Origin of the sequence: Paenibacillus sp. OSY-SE (assembly GCF_000283315.1) — a bacterium.
Lineage (GTDB): Bacteria > Bacillota > Bacilli > Paenibacillales > Paenibacillaceae > Paenibacillus_B > Paenibacillus_B profundus.
Window position 1 is genome coordinate 54958 of sequence record NZ_ALKF01000196.1, and the last position, 19810, is coordinate 74767.

The 19810-nt window shown below is 47.9% G+C and carries 13 protein-coding genes; 9 read left to right on the top strand and 4 right to left on the bottom strand.

The features are described 5' to 3' along the window. Nucleotides 1–40: 40 nt before the first annotated feature. Nucleotides 41–2269 (bottom strand): YhgE/Pip domain-containing protein, encoded by a 2229-nt coding sequence (locus A372_RS0123090; protein WP_019423281.1) that lies wholly within the window; start codon nt 2267–2269, stop codon nt 41–43. 204 nt (nt 2270–2473) lie between these two features. Between A372_RS0123090 and A372_RS0123095 the strand changes: the two genes are divergently transcribed. The 4 genes from A372_RS0123095 (at nt 2474) to rlmH (ending at nt 11210) form a co-directional block, all read left to right on the top strand. Continuing rightward, on the top strand, nt 2474–3487 hold the full coding sequence (locus A372_RS0123095) for a helix-turn-helix domain-containing protein (protein WP_019423282.1): 1014 nt from the start codon (nt 2474–2476) through the stop codon (nt 3485–3487). Nucleotides 3488–3771: 284 nt separating this feature from the next. Further along, nucleotides 3772–8580: a phosphodiester glycosidase family protein gene (locus tag A372_RS34595; RefSeq protein WP_019423284.1), complete on the top strand. Its 4809-nt coding sequence runs from the start codon at nt 3772–3774 to the stop codon at nt 8578–8580. Continuing rightward, complete coding sequence (locus A372_RS38785) at nt 8577–9974, top strand: S-layer homology domain-containing protein (RefSeq protein WP_019423285.1); 1398 nt, start codon at nt 8577–8579, stop codon at nt 9972–9974. Before A372_RS34595 ends, A372_RS38785 begins: the two co-directional genes overlap by 4 nt. Nucleotides 9975–10730: 756 nt before the next feature. Further along, nucleotides 10731–11210 carry a 23S rRNA (pseudouridine(1915)-N(3))-methyltransferase RlmH gene (gene rlmH / locus A372_RS0123110; protein WP_026011248.1) on the top strand — a complete coding sequence of 160 codons (480 nt, stop codon included), beginning with the start codon at nt 10731–10733 and terminating at the stop codon, nt 11208–11210. A 101-nt stretch (nt 11211–11311) separates the two neighbouring features. On the opposite strand, the gene A372_RS0123115 is transcribed toward rlmH, so the two are convergent. Beyond that, nucleotides 11312–12760, bottom strand: coding sequence for a serine hydrolase domain-containing protein (locus A372_RS0123115; protein ID WP_019423287.1), 1449 nt, complete (start codon nt 12758–12760; stop codon nt 11312–11314). Nucleotides 12761–13330: 570 nt separating this feature from the next. Then, nucleotides 13331–13603, bottom strand: a complete 273-nt coding sequence (locus tag A372_RS34600) for an integrase core domain-containing protein (protein ID WP_443146847.1) — start codon at nt 13601–13603, stop codon at nt 13331–13333. A 273-nt stretch (nt 13604–13876) separates the two neighbouring features. Between A372_RS34600 and A372_RS0123125 the strand changes: the two genes are divergently transcribed. The 5 genes from A372_RS0123125 (at nt 13877) to A372_RS0123145 (ending at nt 18400) form a co-directional block, all read left to right on the top strand. Beyond that, entirely contained in the window at nt 13877–15175 is a 1299-nt protein-coding gene (locus tag A372_RS0123125) for a DUF4910 domain-containing protein (protein ID WP_019423289.1), read from the top strand. Nucleotides 15176–15257: 82 nt separating this feature from the next. Beyond that, on the top strand, nt 15258–16874 hold the full coding sequence (locus tag A372_RS34605; protein WP_019423290.1) for an AMP-binding protein: 1617 nt from the start codon (nt 15258–15260) through the stop codon (nt 16872–16874). Beyond that, complete coding sequence (locus A372_RS0123135) at nt 16871–17128, top strand: acyl carrier protein (protein WP_157259666.1); 258 nt, start codon at nt 16871–16873, stop codon at nt 17126–17128. Before A372_RS34605 ends, A372_RS0123135 begins: the two co-directional genes overlap by 4 nt. A 4-nt stretch (nt 17129–17132) precedes the next feature. Beyond that, a complete protein-coding gene (locus tag A372_RS34610; RefSeq protein WP_019423292.1) occupies nt 17133–17624 on the top strand; it encodes a GNAT family N-acetyltransferase in 492 nt (163 codons plus the stop codon). Further along, a complete protein-coding gene (locus A372_RS0123145; RefSeq protein ID WP_019423293.1) occupies nt 17621–18400 on the top strand; it encodes an AAC(3) family N-acetyltransferase in 780 nt (259 codons plus the stop codon). Before A372_RS34610 ends, A372_RS0123145 begins: the two co-directional genes overlap by 4 nt. 652 nt (nt 18401–19052) lie before the next feature. Here the strand turns inward: A372_RS0123145 and A372_RS0123150 are convergent. Then, nucleotides 19053–19718 carry an MBL fold metallo-hydrolase gene (locus A372_RS0123150; protein WP_019423294.1) on the bottom strand — a complete coding sequence of 222 codons (666 nt, stop codon included), beginning with the start codon at nt 19716–19718 and terminating at the stop codon, nt 19053–19055. Nucleotides 19719–19810 lie beyond the last annotated feature (92 nt).

Below are 19810 nucleotides of genomic sequence, written 5' to 3' on the forward strand. Positions count from 1 at the left end.
ATGTGCGCGGAACGCGGACAACGTGGAGCCCCGATTCTGCTTAATGAATGAGCTTGCTTTCCTTCGCCTTCTTGACGAACTTCGCGCTGGATCTATTAATCGGTGTCTTCAATGCCAAGCCGATGACGAGCGTAAGCCCCACATAAATGCACATCATGAGCAAGTCGCGCTGGATGACATCCCACGATATCCCGCCCACGGCCTCGCGCATCATGCTAATTCCGTACGTAAAGGGAAGGTAAGGATGAATCGCTTGAAAGAACGGCGGCGTCACTTGAATCGGGAACGTCCCCCCGGAACCGGCAAGCTGCAGCACGAGCAGGACGATGCTGAGCGCTTTGCCGACATTGCCGAACACCGAGACAAGCGTGTACACAATGAGCATGAAGACAGCGCTCAAAATGAGGCCGAACGTGACGAACCACAGTTTATTAAGCACGTAGGCGCCCAGCACGTAAATGTCGCCTGTCGTGACGAGAAGCGACTGGAGCAAGGCAATGGTGACGAACGTCAAGTATCTGCCGAAGTAGACGTGATGGTCCTTCATCGGGGAGGCGAACTTCTCCTTCCGTGAATGGAATCCGTTCTCGGGATCAGGATTGGTATTCGCTTGAATGCTGTTCATCTCCTCTGGTTCCCTATGTACCTCCACCGTTAGCAATGACACGAGCAGCAAGGCGCCGACCCATAGCGATAGGGTAGTAAAAAAGGGTGACATCGCGGAACCGTAGTTCGGGATTGGGTACAACTTGTTCTCCTTCAATACAACCGGCTGAGCGAAAAATTCACTTTCCTTCTCGAAGTTGTTCCGCAGCAAATCGATAATTTCATTAATATCGCCCTGGGCTTCCAATGCGCGGATTTTATCGGCGATATGTTTGATTTTCGACTGAGCGACGGGAAGGTCGCGTTTCAGTGCGATAATTTCTTGATTGCCGAAAGTGAGCGCCTTTGCCGCATCGTTCAATATGTTTTTGACGTCGGGAATCCGCTTGAGCGCATCGTGCAGCAGCGTTTGTGTATTCGCTACCGTGCTGCGCGCCTTATCGACACCTTGCAAGATTTTAGGCTTGATTTCGCCGTCATATCTACCGAGCAAGTCGCCGGCAATGGCGGCCGTATCGCGGGCCAACCTATTCAGACGGTCGGCAAGCTCACCGGATATGGTTCTGCCTGCATTGACGGCTGCCTTCATCTCGCTGATGGTGGATAATTGCTGCCCGAACTTATCGGCAATCCGCTGCAGCTTTCCGATCTCGGACCCGAATATATTTCTGGGGGTTAATTGGTTCAGACGCCCCAGCCATTCTATCGTTCCATTTACGATCTTCAGTGCGGTATCGAGCCGCCGCGAAGCTTGATCCAGCGCGTTGAGGACGACAGACGGCTTTGCATTCACATCCTGCACGATGGCGGTCAATTGCTCCATCGCGAGCGATGTTTGCTGTACGGAAGCGAGGTCCTGCTTGATAAATGGGGAAATGGCCTCGATTCCTTCCTGGCTGTACTTGAGAAGCTCCCCGATGCGCTGCGAGAATTGTTCTCCCTCGGCGGCGATCTGTGCGACAAGGGGGAGGTTCTTCTGCGCTTCTTGAACGATTTCATTCGCTTTGCTCACGTCGGCCAAGGCGGTGTTCGCGATGCGGACGAACTCGGGAAAGCCTTTTTCCAGCTTGAAGACGAGGCTCTTCACCTTCTCAATCGTCGGCAACTCATTTTTCAACTCGACTCCGATCTCATTGAAGATTTGAAAGATGGTCCGGTTCGCCGTCTTGACGAAGTTGGAGCTCACCTGTTCGATGATGCTTGATGCGCCTTTTGACGTAATTTTCGGGGAAATGGCATTGATTTTTTCGTTCACGTAATAGACGATCTCCGCTTTCACCGGCTCGTCTGAGAGCACGGTCCCGATACGAGCAGAGAAACTGTCCGGAACGATGATGCTTGCGTAATAGGTCCCGCGTTTTACCCCGGTCAACGCTTTTTTCTCGTCGACGAAGGTCCAGCCGATCTGCGTATTTTCTTTCAGCGATGCAACGATTTCCTTCCCGATATTAATCGGTTTATCGAGGATGGTCGTTCCTTTGTCGTTGTTGGCGACAGCGATGGCGATGCCTTTCGTATTGCCGTATGGATCCCAGGAAGCGAGAATATTGAACCACGCATATAAGGAAGGCAGCCCGATTAGACCGACAATGATGATGAATGCGGCCCAATTGCGCGTTATGTTTTTCAAGTCCGTTGCATAGATGAAGAAAATGTGTTTCATGATGGCCCCCAATGAATCCTTTTGACTTCATTATGCCTAAGATCCATTTTGACCATCCGAATAGGGAGATGATTGGTTGGTAGGCCGAGTGATAAGATTTTAATAAGATTGGCTGCAAGCCCGCTGTATATGGCTGGTAATATGTTACTTTGAAGAGGTTGAACACGCACTTGAAAGAAACAACCTATTTAGAAGAGGGGGCATATGATGTTACAGGTGTTGCTAGTGGATCATAATCCGTCTGAGCGTAAGAAAATAGCAGATATGATAGGGGCATGCGGGCATACCGTCGCGGGGGAAGCTGGAAATTTTGGAGAAGCGCTGGCCTGGATCGAACGGGGTTGGCCTACTGTAGTAATGACCGATCTGACAGTTCCCCATCCGGAAGGGCTCCGGCTTGCCCGCTATGTCCATGAACAGCGTTTGCCCATCGTCACCGTCATGCTGAGCACATATGCGGACTTTGGCGCTGTTCGACAGGCGATGCGTTATGGAGCGAGCGATTATTTAATTAAGCCTGTCAAAAGAGAGGACGTCCAGCGGGCATTGGAGCGTGCAGAGCGCTCGGTCCATTATTTCTGTTCTGCGCATCAGAAGTTGGCGGGAGTGCAGATCTTTTTTACCCGATTGGAGCGCATGACTCCGAGCGAGCTTCTGAAGGAGCAGCATGAACTGATTCAATCCTTGCTGCTGTCGCAGGGCGATGCGCACGGGATGCATATGGATGGCTTGCGATTCTTCGCAGATAAGTGGCGGCAAATGCTCGGCGCCTCCGCGTTGCCTGTCTGTACGAGTCCGTGGCCAGACACCGACCATGACAGAGCGGCATTTGTTTCGCAGCTGGCTGAAGTGTGGATCGCACATACATATACTTCCGCGTTGGGGAACCGAAACGTAAAGCTTCTTTTTAAGATGGCTTGCGATTACATTCACGAGAACTACCGCAAGGAAATAACGCTGCCTGACATGAGCAGGCGATTCGGGATGAGTGATTCGTATTTCAGCACCCAGTTCAAACGGTGGACAGGATATTCCTTCGTGCAATATGTGAACCGGATTCGCATCCAGAAGGCGAAGGAGCTGCTGTTGGAGCCGGACCTGAAAATATATGAAGTGGCTTATGAGGTGGGCTATACGACGCTGCAGTATTTCAACCGCGTATTCAAGCAGTCGGTATCTGTCAGTCCGATCGAATATCGGAGGATGCTGGGCATGTGAAGAGGTTCTTGAAAAGTTCCCTTTGATCACGAAATATCTTGCAGTGCGGCTTTATCTGATCTTTATATTTTTTGTTAAGAGAAAAATCGGCGAAGAAATCGAAAATCCGTTTCATTACATCTCGCAATCTCGCATCTATACTAGTATTTGTCAGCAGAAAGGAGTGTTGACAGTTGCAGGTATGAAGCTGGTCATCCCGATAGCATATCGGCACGGCTTGCTGCATACACATAGCATCTTAAGAGAGCTCTCTGAAATTTAATTTTAGGAGGAATCGATTACGGATGAAATGGAAACGTCAAAGGCCGGCCTTTATTTTATCTCTGTGTATGATATGGTCGCTGTTGGCTCCGGCTGGACAGGCTGTTGCGGCAGATTTGCCGCAGCCTGTGTTCGGACAAGTGCTGGATAAGCGAAGCATGGAGATCGGTCCCGGGGCGAACTACACGTGGTACAGCATGAACCTGCCGCAGGGATTGCAGAAGGTTCACTTTTTGGAATTCAACCCGAAAAATCAGGCCTTGGATATGCAGCCAGGCATGACTGACGGAAAAGTATACGGCATGCAAGGCGTTACGAAAATGGCGGACGATGCCGACAAGGAGGGCAATCGGGTCATCGCAGCTATAAACGGTGACTTCTACGATATGACGACTGGCGTGCCGCTCGGGATGTTCATGGGCGGCGGCGAAATATTGGTCAGTCCGCCTGCGCCTACTGATTGGTATGCGTTTGGACTGAAAAATGACGGCACGACGATTTACGGATTAAGTCCCACACTCAAGCGAACGCTCCAAATCGGTCGGAAAGACATTGAAATTTCCGAGATTAACCGTATGCGGGAAAATAGCAGCAAACTGAATCTGTACACATCCTCTTTTCATACGTCGACGATGACGAATAATCTGGGTGACGAGGTCGTGCTGGATATTGTGTCCGGCGAAGTGAAGAGCGGCAGCACCTTGAAGTTGAAAGTAGCCGAAATCCGCAAGGATAAAGGAAATGCGCCGCTGTCCCCAGGGAAAGTCGTGCTGTCCGCATCCGGTACTTATCGTGATGCGCTGCGAGGTTTGCAGGTCGGCGATGAGGTGACGGCCCAGTTCGAGCTGGAAGATGCGTGGAAGGACGTCAAGATGGCGATCGGCGGCGTGGCGCAGCTGTTGAAAGACGGCGAGGTGCAGCCGCAGGATGATAAGGCGCTCTATCCGCGCGTGGCGATCGGCACGAAGGCGGACGGCTCGATCGTCATGATCGAGATTGACGGCCGGGCGCCAGGATTTAGCGAAGGCGTGTCTTACGACGACTTGGCGAAGGTCATGAAGGACATCGGCGTAGTCAACGCGCTCTGCCTCGATGGAGGCGGCTCGTCGACCTTCGTGGTGAAGCTGCCGGGCGAATCGGTGCGGAAGATTCTGAACCGTCCGTCCGACGGCGGAGAGCGGAAGACGGCGAACGGCATTCTGCTCGTGAATAAAGCGCCGGAGGGTGCCGCATCCAAGCTGGTCGTCCAGCCGAATATGGAGCGGGTGCTTGTCGGCTCCTCTTATTCGCTCAAGACGGCGGGCGTCGATGCGAACGGACATCCGGCGTCCATTACGGGAACGCCGCAATGGAGCGTCGAATCGGCGCTGGGCACGTTCGATGCGAACGGCGCATTTACGGCGGAGCAGACGGCGGGCGAAGCGGATGTGACCGTTACCGCAAACGGCTTGACCGGGAAAGGACGTGTCGAGGTTGTGAAAGACCTGACAGAGCTTCGCTTTCCAGATGCGGTGAATTCATATGCACCTGGCGAGAAGGTGGCCATGCAGGTAACGGCGCTGCGCGACGGACAGGTGATTGTGTCGGACAACCGTCAATTTGCATGGCGCGTGGAAGGCCCAATCGGCAGCATCGATGAGCAAGGTGTCTTCGTGGCAGCCAATGAGTCGGAGAAGAGCGGTAAAATTATGGTCAGCTACGGGGGGATTGAGGCTTCGATGGAAGTTACTGTCGGCCAGCCCCCTGTTATATTGGAAGACTTCGAGGACGGAGTGGGACGTTACAAGGAGGTTAGCGGCGCTCGTTACAAGAGCGTTCTAGTCAGCGAGGAGACCGGAGAAGATTTCGTCCGCTTCGGCAGCAAAGCGGCCAAGCTGGAGTATGATTTCACGGAAACGGTCGGCATTTCCGGTGCCTATCTGGAAGCGAAAGACACTGCTTCCCAAATCGAAATTCCGGGCTATCCAGAGAAGATTAGCGTCTGGGTATACGGTGACGGCAAGAAGCATTGGCTGCGCGGACAACTGCGGGATGCCAACAACGGAGCGGTTGATTTGAATTTTACGGATGAAAAGGAAGGTCTCGGATTCGTAGGCTGGCAGTACTTGGAGGCCGATGTTCCGAAAGGCAAACCGCTTCCGCTCCGCATGACGATGCCGATTCGTTATATGGAAACGAAAAATGACAACAAAACGGCGGGCGTGCTCTACATCGATCAGATTCGGGCGTTGTATGGTCCGGCCACTGACGATATGGATCCGCCGATTCTGAAGGATTTCTCTCCGGTGGATGGCAGCACGATTAACACAGCGACACCGGAAATTCATGTCTTCGGTGAGGATTATGGGTACGATCCTGTCGCGCATCCGGCAACGACGCTCATCGATCCAGATAAAACCCGCATGTATGTGGATGGTGTCCTCGTACAGCACGGCTTCTATCCACCAAAGGGCAAGATTCATTACACGCCGAATGTGCCTTTGGCGGACGGCGTTCATACGGTCAAGGTGAAAATACGGGACTTATCCGGCAATCAGACGGAGAAGGAATGGATGTTCATCGTTGATACCGATTCCTCCAAACTGACGTATGACGGCCCGGATAACGTGTATGCGGGCAATGCGTACACAGTAGACGTGAAGAGCGTGAAGGCGTCGAACATTAAGCGTGCGGACATCGCGTTCGCTTTCGATCCGTCCAAGGTCGAGAGTCTGGAAGTGGTGCATGGAGCTAAGCTGGCAGATGCGAACGTGCAGCCGACGATTGACGCAGGCACCGGCGCTGTACAGTTGAAGTTCAGCGGCCTCAACTCATTGTCGCTGACGGATGATGACGTGCTGGCGCAGATTAAGTATCAGGTGAAGACGAATGCCGAAAGTGAGATGAGAGTCAGCTTCACGTCCGGCTCGATTGCCTTTATGGATAAGGGCGAGACAGACTTCGGTTTCTTCGGACTGCCGCTTGTGGCGGCGATTCAGTATCATCTGCGATTGAATTGGAATCCAGACGGGGTGGCCGAGGGGCAGGAGACGGTATTTGGAGTCGTTGACGAGAAGGGCGCGCCGGTCGAAGGCGCCCGCATTATGACGGCGGATGGCACGGACATCGGCGTCACCGATGCGGACGGCAAGCTCGCCACGAAGGCGTTAACGGACGAGGTGAAGGAATATTCGCTGCAGGCAGTGCAGGCGCAGGATAACCGCTACAGTCCGGTAGTGAAATTCAAGGTGTCGCCGTTAGCAGGCAGCGATGAGCCATACAATATTGGCGTGTCGATGGGCGCGGATCCGTCGACGTCCCGCGGCTTCACGTGGCACACCCATGCGAACGTGGAGACGACGGTCATTGAAATGGCGAAGAAGGATGGATTCACCGACTTTGCTGCACCTGGCGTCAGCAAGGTGGTCGGCACGAGCAGCCTGTATCATACGTGGGATATTGGCACCGTGCGGGTTCACAAGGCAGTAGCTGATGGGCTTGAACCAGGCACGGAATATGTGTATCGCGTCGGTAACGGGGATGGAAAGCTCAGTGAGCAAGGCTCGTTCAAGACAGCGGAAGCGAATGGAGAACGGACAAAATTTTTATTCTTTGGCGATTCGCAAGCGTCGAATGAAGATGGATTCAATCTGTGGAGCGATATCGCTCATAAGGCCGTATCCGATCACCCGGATTTGGACTTCATTTTACAAGCAGGGGACATGGTCGAGGATGGGTTCAAGGAGAAAGAATGGAGCATGTGGTTCAAAGCAGCCCAGGATATCTTCTTGCAGACAACACTCGTATCGGTGGTCGGCAACCATGAGGTGACCGGCACGAGGAAGAATGATGATTTCCTCGCTCATTTCAATAACCCGCAGAATGGGTTGGATAGCTTGAAAGGCAGCAATTATTCCTTTGATTATCATAATGCGCATATTGTAGTGCTGAACAGCGAGTACGATTTCGAGGAACAGAAAGAGTGGCTGCGCCGCGATCTGGCCGCCACGGACAAAACGTGGAAGATCGTTACGTTCCACCGCGGACCATATGGCAGCCAATACGATTCGGAGCATATCCGCAAGGCGTGGACGTCCACGTTTGACGAATTCAACGTTGATCTGGCGATGAATGGACACGACCACGTGTACGTCCGTACCTATCCGCTGCGCGGTGGGAAGCCGGTCGGCGAAGGGGAAGGCACGACGTATGTCGTCGGTGGCTCGTCCGGTCCGAAGTTCTATCCCGTGACGCCGCGTGAGTGGCAGCTCAAGGTGGACGGCGAGCAGACGCAAATCTACGGCGCGATCGAGATTGTCGGCGGTGAACTCAAGTTCACGGTGAAGACGATTGGCGATCGGTTGGTAGACGAGTTCACGCTTCGCAAAGGAGATCCAGCGGTGCTTCCGGCTAAGGTCGTCATCGACCAGCCGGAAGTGAATTTGGCAGTCGGCGAGAGCGTGAAGCTGAAGGCCACCGTGCTGCCAGCCAATGCCGCTGATAAGACGGTAACGTGGTCCGTATACAGCGCTTCGGCGGACGGAACGGTGAAGGTGACTCGGGATGGAGTCGTCACCGCCCATGAGATGGGGACAGCGGTCGTCCGTGCAACGAGCGTGGTGGAAGCTGTTTATGCAGACAGCTTGATTACGATTGACCGTCTGCCAGACGTGAAGGTGGGCGAAGTCCGTCTGGACCGGACCGAAGGCAAGCTGAAGGAGGGAGAGACGCTGCAGCTGAACGCTACCGTGCTGCCAGAGGATGTCAGTAATAAGACCGTCATCTGGTCTGTGTACGGAGCAGCGCCGGACGGTGTGGCGACGGTGTCGGATAGGGGCTCATTGCAGCGGTGAAGCCGGGAACAGCCGTCATCCGCGCCTTGAGCAAGGCGGATGCCGATAAGTACGCTGACTTTAACTTGACGGTGGAGTCGGCGAGCAGACCGCCGGAGCCAGAGCGGCCGGGCTCTTCCTCTTCGTCGCCGGATGAGAGCGGCTATAAGCCAAGCGAGTCTGCGAAGCCAGCGGAGCCTTCCATGAAGGTGGAGAACGGCAAGATTGCCGTACAGGCGAAGCGGGAGCAAGGCAGTGCCGTGGCGAAGGCTGTCATTACGGCTGATGCATTGGATCAGGCGTTGAAGGAGGCGCAGCCGGATAAGCGCGGCGTGAAGAAGGTTCGCATCGAGGTCGCGGCGGATAAGGAAGCGACTGGCGTGGATGTATCCATGCCGGCAGCGGCATTGACAGGCTCTGGATTGCAGCAGCAGTATGAGATGGTGACGCCGCAAGCGATCGTGACGGTGCCATCCAACCTGGTGCCGAAGGATGGGGCGAAGGATGCGAAGACGATAAGCATTGTCATCGGACAGTCCGATCGCGGTTCATGGCCCGCAGCGCTGAGCGCGAAGGTAGGCGAGCGACCTGCGGTAACGGTGGAGCTGAAGGCCGTTGGCAAGCCGTTGAGCGGCATGCGGGCGGGAGCACCTATGCTCGTTGCGATTCCTTACAAGCCGACAGCGCAGGAGCTGGCACTTCCGCACAGCATCATTATCTGGGCAGTGGATACTAGCGGCCGTTCGGTTGCGGTGCCTAGCGCCAGATATGACGAGGCGACAGGTACAGTGCGTTTCGAAGCAATGCAATTCGGGACGTATGCGGTCGGCTTCAATAAGAAGGAATTCGCGGATACAGCCAAGCTGGATTGGGCGCAGGTGTCCATTGAAGCATTGGCGGCAAGAGGCATCATCGATGGTGTGGACGAGAATCGCTTCGCACCGCAGCTTGACATTACGCGAGGGGACTTCACTGTCGTGCTTGTACGGGCGCTTGGTCTTCAAGCTTCCGGCGTCGGTTCCGCCAGGTCAGGCGCGGACTCTGGCTTCGCTGATGTCAATGCAGACGCGAACTATGCCGAAGTGGTTGGCATGGCGAAGGAGCTTGGTTTCGTGAAGGGCAAGGGTGATAATGCGTTCGGACCGCGGGATAGCGTATCGCGTCAGGACATGTTCACGATGGCAGCCCGCGCCTTGGAGAAGACGGGCATGCTGAAGGTTGACGGCGATTCGGATGCGTTAGCGGCGTACACGGATTTGGCGCAGGTATCTGACTATGCGAAGGGTAGTCTAGCCGGTCTGCTGCAGGAAGGTCTCCTTCAAGGCAGCGGCAGCAAGCTGCACCCAGATAGCCGCGCTACGCGGGCGGAAGTGGCCGTCTTCTTGAACAGGGTGCACAACCGCGTGTATGAGTGAATAAAAGCGGTAAAGTGGTATGTATAGTGAAAGGGTGTTCTCTAAGAAGAGCGCCCTTTTTGCAATTAATTATGTGATTGGGAACGTGGGGCGGTCCCGGCGAGCATGTTGTCTGTAAAAGTGTATATGGCCACTCTCCCCCTCCTTCAGAAAGTGCATTGCGTTATGAGCCGATCAGCTTGTTGCGTGGATAAATTAGGTCTGGCTGAATCGTTCTTGCAATGGCCACTCGTCGTTAGTTGTTTAGTTACTTAGTCGTCTAGCTATCTGCCTTGAGCTGCTGTGTGAATGGTCGACGTTGAGATAGGAAGTGAATTTTCTGCTGGAAATAGTCCAATGAATGTTCGTGCTAAGTATTCTAATCATAGGTATCATTGGAAATCGTGCAGTAGAATCGCCTTCAAGGCGGCTATTCAGTGGAAAAACGGCCAATTGATTGGATGATTTCCAGTAGAACGTTGAATGGGCGCTGGGAGTAAGAGGTTCTGTTGGATGTTTTCCAACGGAAGGTGCATCACAACTCGACTGGGAGGGATATAACGATATAAATAAGCGTATACACATGAAACCTGCTATGGCTATGACAGGTAGAGCCGCTGTTACATGGCAAGGTATGATATGTCATAGTCTCCGCATGGACGAAAGATATGGCAGTCGGGTACACTAGAACAATATTGCTGCAAAAGCGGAGGGTGAAAAGTGCTCTCCTTTTACATATCAGGATACGGAATAAGGAATGGGGTTGAAGGCGGACAGATGTTTATTCAATTGGTGTGCGTAGGGAAGTTGAAAGAGAAGTATTTGGTGCAGGGGATTGCGGAGTATAGCAAACGATTGGCGCCGTATGTGAAATTTCAAATTACGGAGCTGCCGGACGAGCAGGCGCCGGAGAAGATGAGCGATGCCGAGCTGGAGCAGGTGAAGGAGCGGGAAGGGGAGCGCATTCTCAGCCATATTAAGCCCGATGCACATGTCGTGGCGCTTGCCATCGACGGCCAGCTCTGGTCGAGCGAGGAGTTGGCGGCGCAGCTTGATCGTTTGGCGACGTATGGGACGAGTCACGTCGTGTTTGTGATTGGCGGTTCCAACGGTCTGTCCGATGGTGTTCTGCGCCGTGCCCAGACGAAGCTGTCCTTCGGCCGCATGACGCTGCCGCACCAACTGATGCGCCTCGTGCTGACGGAGCAAATGTACCGTGCGGTGAAGATTAATCGCGGTGAGCCGTATCATAAGTAGGGCGAAAAATAGGGGGTGCCTGGCATTTCCTTTTTGCTGGTATTGTTCTCTCATTAAAAGAAATCTTCGCGTTTTTTCAATAAGGTGAACGAATGAAATGCTTATTTTCGGAGCGAGGCATTATATCGGTGAGTGTATACAAACCATGTAATGCTTGCTGTTAATAATGCCGACGAAATCAAAGCTGTAAGAACACTATATGTTTGCCAAATAAGTATCGTTGACCAATCTAATGCACAGCACATTATACACTGGACAATCGTAGCAATCAGCAAAATAGCTGTTACGATTATTCGCTTTTTTGTCATTGGCTGCCGCTCATTCGTTTTCCTTCTGCGTAATCCTAAGAGAAAGAACAGAACAGCCAATAGGCAAAGAATAATTGTGGTAGACGACAAAATGATGTCCAAAAGCTGTGTGCCGCTTATTCTATATGACTGCGTCAGATTGCCGTCTAATATATCTTTAACTTTTAGTACCATGCTTCTATTGATATTTGCGCCGTTGGTCAGCAAGCAGATGGCTGTTCGTTCATTTGGCAGTATGGCCACTTCGGTTCCGAAATTGGGATTGCCCCCTGGGTGCTCTATAATCGTTTGGTTGGCGTTTACCGACCAGCCCGCCGCATAATACATTTCGTTGACAGCCGGAACAGACATATCACCCTGATGTGATTTTTCGATAACCGTGTGGAATATTTCGGGTATGTCCTGCACAATACCCATCTGTATGCCCATCCAACGCGCCATATCTTTTGTACAAGAAATGATGTAGCCTGCGGGTTTATTCCCGGAATAATCCGGCGCGTTATATGGAGTTGTCATAAAAAAGGAAGAACGGTAGCCCTGTGCCAACTGTCCGGTGGCTTGAGCATCTTCTTTATAAACATACGTCTGGTGAAGACCCAACGGCTGAAATACCTGTTCCCTCATAAAGTCTTCATAGCTTTGTCCCGACACAATCTCAATAACCAGACCTAATACGTCATAATTAACAGTTCCGTAATTATACTGCTCACCAGGATAGAACGACAATTCAGAATCTACGAGCATTTCTACGGTTTTTTGCAACATATCCGGCGTATTGCCTTGTGGAATGTTTTGACTGTGACTGCCATTTGTTAAGCCGCTAGTATGGTGTAAAAAGTTATTGAGCGTAATACTTTGCATATCAACGTGTTTCCCCTGATACTTTAACGTAAACCAAGGCAAATATTTCTGGATAGAGTCTGTCATTGACAGCAGTCCTTGTTCTTCCATCAGCAGAATACCCATGCCGGTAAAAGCCTTACTTACCGAAGCCAGCTCATATAGAGTATTTTCACTTGCCGACAGTCCCTTTTCACGATCTGCGTACCCGGAAGAAAAGTAGAGCACTTCATTGTTCGCAAGTATTGAGATTGACATTCCCGGTACACCTGATATACGGCTTGCATCATCCAACAATGTTTGTATTGAATCAGATTGCGAATCTGATAATGCATAACTTGGTGTTGCGAATCCGGTGAACAGTATAAGTACTGCAATCATAAAGACAATAATTTTTTTCATAGTCTCTCCATTCCGAAAAAGCTCCCGTACGGAAAATATAAATAATCCGCAGTACGCCTTATCCCCCTAAAGTGTAATACGATATATATTTATGAAGCTTATTATTGCAAAATCTTATTGTATGTGAAGAATCATACGATATAAAAAATTAGATTGCTATCATAATCTTCTACTTACTACGAACTATTTTGCTAGGAACACAAAAAGCCCCTCTGCTTCATTAGCGGAAGGGGCAATAGTTTGGAAGTATTCCTCAATCTTCTCATCAAAGGTTAGCTCGATCTCTTTGTGATACACTTATTTACTGCTACAGTCAGATAGAAACACTGCATTTAGTCAAACTTGAATAGCTCAGAAGACTCCAATTGTGTTGATGTCGACCTTTTTCAGTGATATTCCAACTGTAAACAAGGTTGATAGTCAAGCATTTTGAGGCGATTTCCGAAAAACAATAATAATATGGGAGATTATTACCTTATGGACGAGTTCTTTTGATAGGAGTTAAGTTCGCTTTATAGATGATATGGTGAACCGTATCATAAGTAGGGCGAATTTTTTTGTAGGTAAAGTTTAGGTAATATTTATAATTATGGAATAATAAGGGTTTTTTATAAAGTGCGCATAAAATGGATCGGGCTTCGCTTCATTGAGAGATTGATGAGGGCGTTCTTGGTTATAGAATTGGACATAGCGAGCTATCCCTTTGCACAGCGCGCGAGGGTCTTCGAATTCATTCAAATAGATGCACTCGTATTTGAGCAAACGAAAATATCGTTCTGTGCGACTGTTATCCGTCGCACGCCCCTTACCATCCATTGATACCTTGATGCCTTCCTTTCTCAAGAGGATTAGATAAATTCGTAATCGATCACTTTACGGCTGTACCAATCGATGATATTGATCAGTGTACCCCCAAATATTCTTTAATGGTAGAGAACTATTATCTTTGATTTTCGGGGAAAGGAAATCTGTTGATTATATTATTTACTAGACATAAATCGACATGTTGTTATGGAAATATGTGCATGAAAGTGTAATAATAATTATAGGAATGTATGAATAAGATTCGACAACATCTATATGTATTGAGCTAGTGCAATGACGGGAGACATACATATGAAAACTAGTGAACATTTTAACAGCTATGAAGGGCTATTCATGTATCAGTTAATGGAAAAGTTATATCCAATTTGCCGCAGCATCACTGGCAATGGTGTTAGGGAAACATTGAGAATAATTCAAGAAGAAATCCCTTTGACCATTCATGAAATCCCTACCGGAACAAAAGTATTTGATTGGGAGATTCCCAAAGAGTGGAATGTTAGAGATGCTTATATAATGGATAGCAACGGGAATAAAGTAGTTGATTTTCAAGAAAATAATTTGCATTTGGTTAGTTATTCCATTCCAGTAAACAAGGAGCTTACCTTGGACGAACTGCAAAAGCATTTATTCTCACTGGAAGAGCAAACAGATGCAATACCATACATAACTTCATATTACAAGGAACGCTGGGGATTTTGTATAACCCATAACCAAAGGAAGCAACTTAAAAATGAAACATACCGAGTATACATTGATAGTGAATTGAAGGAAGGGAACTTAACTTATGGCGAGTTAATTATTCCTGGAAAGTGCGAAAAAGAGGTATTCTTATCTACATATGTATGCCATCCATCTATGGCTAATAATGAGTTGTCGGGACCTGTTGTTAGCACATCACTAGCCAAGTGGATTTTGAGTGCTGAAAGAAAGTATACTTACCGGATTGTTTTTATCCCTGAAACTATAGGATCCATAGCTTATCTAAGTAGAAATATGGAAATTATGAAGGCGAATATTATTGCCGGATATAATATTTCGTGTGTCGGAGATGAACGCGCCTATTCTTATCTTTGTTCACGAAATGGTAATACGTTAGCGGATCGAGTTGCATTAAATATATTAAAATCGTCTCACCCGGAATTTATAAGCTATTCGTATCTTGAACGTGGAAGTGATGAAAGGCAATATTGCAGTCCTGGCATAGATTTACCGGTAGCGAGCATTATGAGGTCAAAGTTTGGAGAGTACCCTGAATATCATACGTCATTAGATAATATGGAACTTGTTACGGCGAAAGGCTTACAGGGAAGTTTTGAAATCTATAAGGAATGTATTGAATTAATTGAAAAGAACTCAAAATATAAAATCAAATGTTTTGGAGAGCCTCAATTAGGAAAGAGGGGATTATATCCAACTCTCAGTACTAAAGAATCAGGTAAAATAGTTCGGGATATGATGAACTTTATTGCTTTTGCAGATGGGGAAAGGGATTTAGTTGAAATAAGTAATATTATACAAGTAACGGCAAAAGAGCTCTATCAAATTGTCGATAATCTATGCGAGCATGATTTGTTATCATGTGATGATTAATTCCTACTAGAGATACCTTAACTCTCCTGAGAATTGTTGATTTTATCGGTGCGTTATTCTTGTAACGAGAAAGGACGATACAATGAGTCAAAACATATCATGTTTAGGTTCCAAAGATTGGTTAGGAGCTGGCTTTTGGCGATCAGTTGAACACTTTCATGACAGGCCTGCTTTAGTTGTGCAAGATCGGGTTTACACATATACAGAACTTGGTGACAAGGCAATACAACTGGCGCGATTGATCGAAAAGGTTGAAGCGAGGGAGAAGCAAGAAATGGCGGCCGTGTTTGCTACCCGCAGCCTAACTGCTTATTCAGGGGTTTTGGGAATATTAACCTCAGGACGCGGTTATGTGCCGCTCAATCCTAAATTCCCTCTGGAACGAACGCTTTATATGTTGGAAGCTTCAAAAGTGTCAACTATTATTGTGGGAGTCGAGGCATTTGAACTCCTTTTGAAATTGTTACCCTTGGTAAATCGTCGTCTTAACGTCATTGTACCCGTAAAAGATAACAAAGAGATCCCAATTGAAGCGTTGGACTGCAAACATCGATTCTTCGGTAAAGAGGATTTGGAGGAAGGCAATGAGCTGTGGAGCCCGTTACCATGCCAACCTGAGAAGGCAGCCTATCTGTTGTTCACTTCAGGGAGTACGGGAAATCCAAAAGGTGTGCCAGTCAGCCACCGTAATGTAACTTCCTATTTGCAGCATTTTATTAGAACGTATCATTTCAATGAAACTGACCGCTTCTCTCAAATGTTTGACATGACTTTCGATCTCAGTGTACATGATATGTTCGTTTGTTGGGAGAGTGGGGCCTGTCTACATACGGTTCCAGAACAAGCGGTAATGTCACCTGCAAAGTTCATCAAAGATCAGGAACTGACAGTTTGGTTTTCAGTCCCATCAGTCCCTATATTCATGCAAAAACTAAGATTGCTTAAAGATGATGTGTTCCCATCTCTTCGTTATAGTTTCTTTTGCGGCGAAGCTCTTCCTCAAAGTGTTGCCGAGGTTTGGCAGGAAGCGGCAAACCACTCGGTTGTCGTAAATTTGTATGGTCCTACTGAGGCAACTATTGCGATATCACAATATCGTTGGGATTCGAGATACTCACCTAGTGAATGTGTACAAGGACTTGTGCCTATTGGACACGTTTTTCCAACACAGGAGTGGAAAATTATTGGTGAGGACCTTCGCGAAATGCTAGTTGGTAAAGCAGGTGAATTACTTTTATCTGGAACACAAGTTACCAAAGGATACCTCAACGACGATAAGAAGACTAAGCAAGCATATATAACGTTACCGAATGAAAACGGAAAAATTTGGTATAGAACTGGCGATATTGTGATACGTGACGAGTCGAACAATCTATATTACCTAGGGCGTATAGATAATCAACTTCAAATATTGGGCTACCGTGTAGAAATTCAGGAAATCGAACATGTTCTTCTTACAACTGGAGTCACATTTGCAGTTGTGGTTCCATTGCTGCTAGATAATGGCAAAGTTGAAGGGGTGTATGCCTTCTTACCAAAGGAAGAAGAAGTAAATCACTTAGAGATACTCAACTATTGCCATAAAAAATTGCCTGATTATATGATTCCTAGGAAGTTGTTTTTTGTGGAAGAGCTCCCCTTAAATACAAATGGAAAAATTGATCGCAAACAGTTGATTAAACAATTGGAGGTATTATGATGACCGTAAAATACGAAGAAGTTGAAAATTATTTGTATAATATTTTACAAGACAGACTAGAACTTTTTGGGGTTACTCGTGGGGATTTCACCGATTCGTTTCAGCTACTACCGGGTGTTGTTGACTCAATTGGTTTTTTAGAGTTAGTCGCTCAAGTAGAGCAAAACTTCGAAGTGGAAATGGACTTTGAGCATTCTGATCCCGAGCAGTATACAAAACTCGCAGGATTTATACAATGCATAAAGGGATTTTAGTCACATGGAGAACATACAATATTTTGAGCTTTCAGCTGCGGGTCCATTATTAGAACAAACTGAAATTTTATTTGTTTGTATGTACAAGTATATGAATGAGAAGGGATTGCTGCTTCCACTTGTACCAGGCGGTGAGAAAATGTGGTCAAAATCTATTTTACCAATGTTAGGGAAGTTTGGTGTGGTTTGGATAGCACATAATGGGAAGGAGTCAATTGGATTCGCACAAGGGATGATCAAAGTGCTTCCTAACTATTTAGGCGGGAAAAAAGTCGGTATTATTTCACATATTTTTGTGAACTCGGATATGCGCCAATACGGTATAGGTAGCGAGCTTGTAAGAAAAATCGAGGAATGGTTTGTTGCGAAACAGGTAGATTCAATTGAGCTCCAGGTACTTTATCAAAATGAAAATGGACGTGACTTCTGGGATAAGATTGGTTATGAATATGAGGTATACCAAATGCGTAAGTTTATAACGGGAGCTTCCAAATGAAAAAATTTACGAACGAGGATTTTCTGCAAGCCCTAATAGCGGCTAATGTTTACCCCGGAGATATGGTGTTTGTCCATAGCTCTTTGTTTCAATTTGGTAGGATGGAAGGCTGCCAGCCTCAGGAGATACCAGCACAGTTAGTACGTCTGTTACTTGACTATCTAGGGAGCGAAGGTACAATTGCAGTCCCGACTTTTAACTTTGGATTTATACAAGGATTGCCATATAATCGTCAGCAATCTTCATCCGAAGGAATGGGAGTCTTCTCAGAGACTGTACGTCAACTGCCTGGAGGTATTCGAAGCTGTCATCCACTACAGTCAATCGCAGCGGTTGGACGACTTGCTGAGACAATTACTACGCCTGATACTAGTTCCTCATTTGACACCAATGGGCCTTTCGGCATAATGGTGAGTCTTGGTGCGAAAGTACTCTTGCTTGGAGCATCGATTCAGGCTGCCTCTCTTATCCATTACGTTGAGGAACGGTTAGAAGTCCCTTATCGACAATGGAAAACTGTCAGCGGTATCTACGTTAATAACGGAGAGGAAACGAAGCGTACGTATAAATTCTTTGCACGCGATCTAGAACTCGATCCTCGTTTAAATTTAGATCCCATAGAAACATGGTTAACGGAACGGAATCAATTTTATAAGGTACCGGTGGGTAATGGACATGTATCACAATTTGCTTTTTCTGACTTTGTGGACGTGGTTACTGAGCACTTAATGGATAATCCTTATTGTTTAATTACCTCAATGAAAACGAATCGCTAGCACGAGATGGCGTTAAATGATGAACTGCATAGACTTCTTTACAAAAACCACGGCTGAACCGTATCATAAGCCTGGAGGGGACTATATACTTAGCAGTCAGCTTTCAAGTATGGTCCATATAACCTTAGCCATGATGAACAAATGAGAGAAGGAATGAGTTTTATAGGTCATCTAATATCCTGACTATTGACATGGTACACAATAGCACGAGACAAAACTCCAGAACCAGATAAGGGTTGGTAACTGCCGTATTGGATTCAAATAGATAGGATTAAAGCATGTTTGAGTTTCGGAACTTTTCCAGACAAAAGAAAAGCGGACCGTCAGCTTTTTCCAGAGTGAACTGAATGCTGTCCTCACCCATCGTTACAAATATATCTGTGCCTTCATTTCGCTCTACTTGTGTTACGGAGAACCGTATCACAAGTAACGGTGAAAAATTTTTGTTGTGAGAAAGCTGGAAGTATGTTGTTGGACATGTGGAATAATGGGCATTTTAGTTATAGAGACATTATCATTTCGCTGAGGGTGATAATAAGCGGTTAGAGATACGGCCGTCCTGTAAAAAGGATGGCCTTTCTTTAAAACTTGCCGTTACAGAAAGTATGGCGAACCTTATTTCAAATAATGGTAAATTGTGAAGTGGAAATCGTTATCGTTTAGATTCCTTGGCGATGTATATCTCTAACTGATCCGCTGCATGAAACACAGAGTTTCCATGACAAACTTCCAATCTGACAGGGCGCAGCTTGCTGACGATTGAACTGCTTCGAAGAACTTCTTCCATAGCAGGAGTAAAGAGGGGTTTGCGCAATTTTCCATTCTTAGAAGAGAACAAATCCCCGGCGAGCAGTACCTGATCTTTCTCATGATAATATACGACATGTCCTGGGGAATGTCCGGGTGTATAGTAAGGCGTTAAGCTACCTATCGATTGTAATTGCCCGTGTCTGTCCTCGAGCAACATTTGGGTCATTCCCTTCTCCATGGTATAGACAGCCTTTTTTCCAGGACGGTAAGGGAGTTCTCCTTCGATATAAGGTATTTCGGTACGGTGAGCGAATACGGGAACCGGATTTGCTCTTAGAATGCGCTTGAGAGCTCCTACATGATCAGGATGACCGTGCGTCAGTACGATTCTTTGCAGCGGACCAGCTTGTAACCGATCAATGAATTTCACAATTCCGTTCGCCATCATCGGCATCCCTGCATCTACTAAGGTGACCCCTTCTTCTTCCGCAACTACCCATACGTGGATCGGGATCAATAACCACATTTTTAAGCTCCAGATATGCTCCGAGACTTGCGCGATTTTCATTTTCTATCAGCCTCCATTGGAGATTTTTTGTTGAAAACCGATGAGAAGTGCTTCGAATGCAAATATCCCCTTCAAGTTCACTCGTTTCCTCA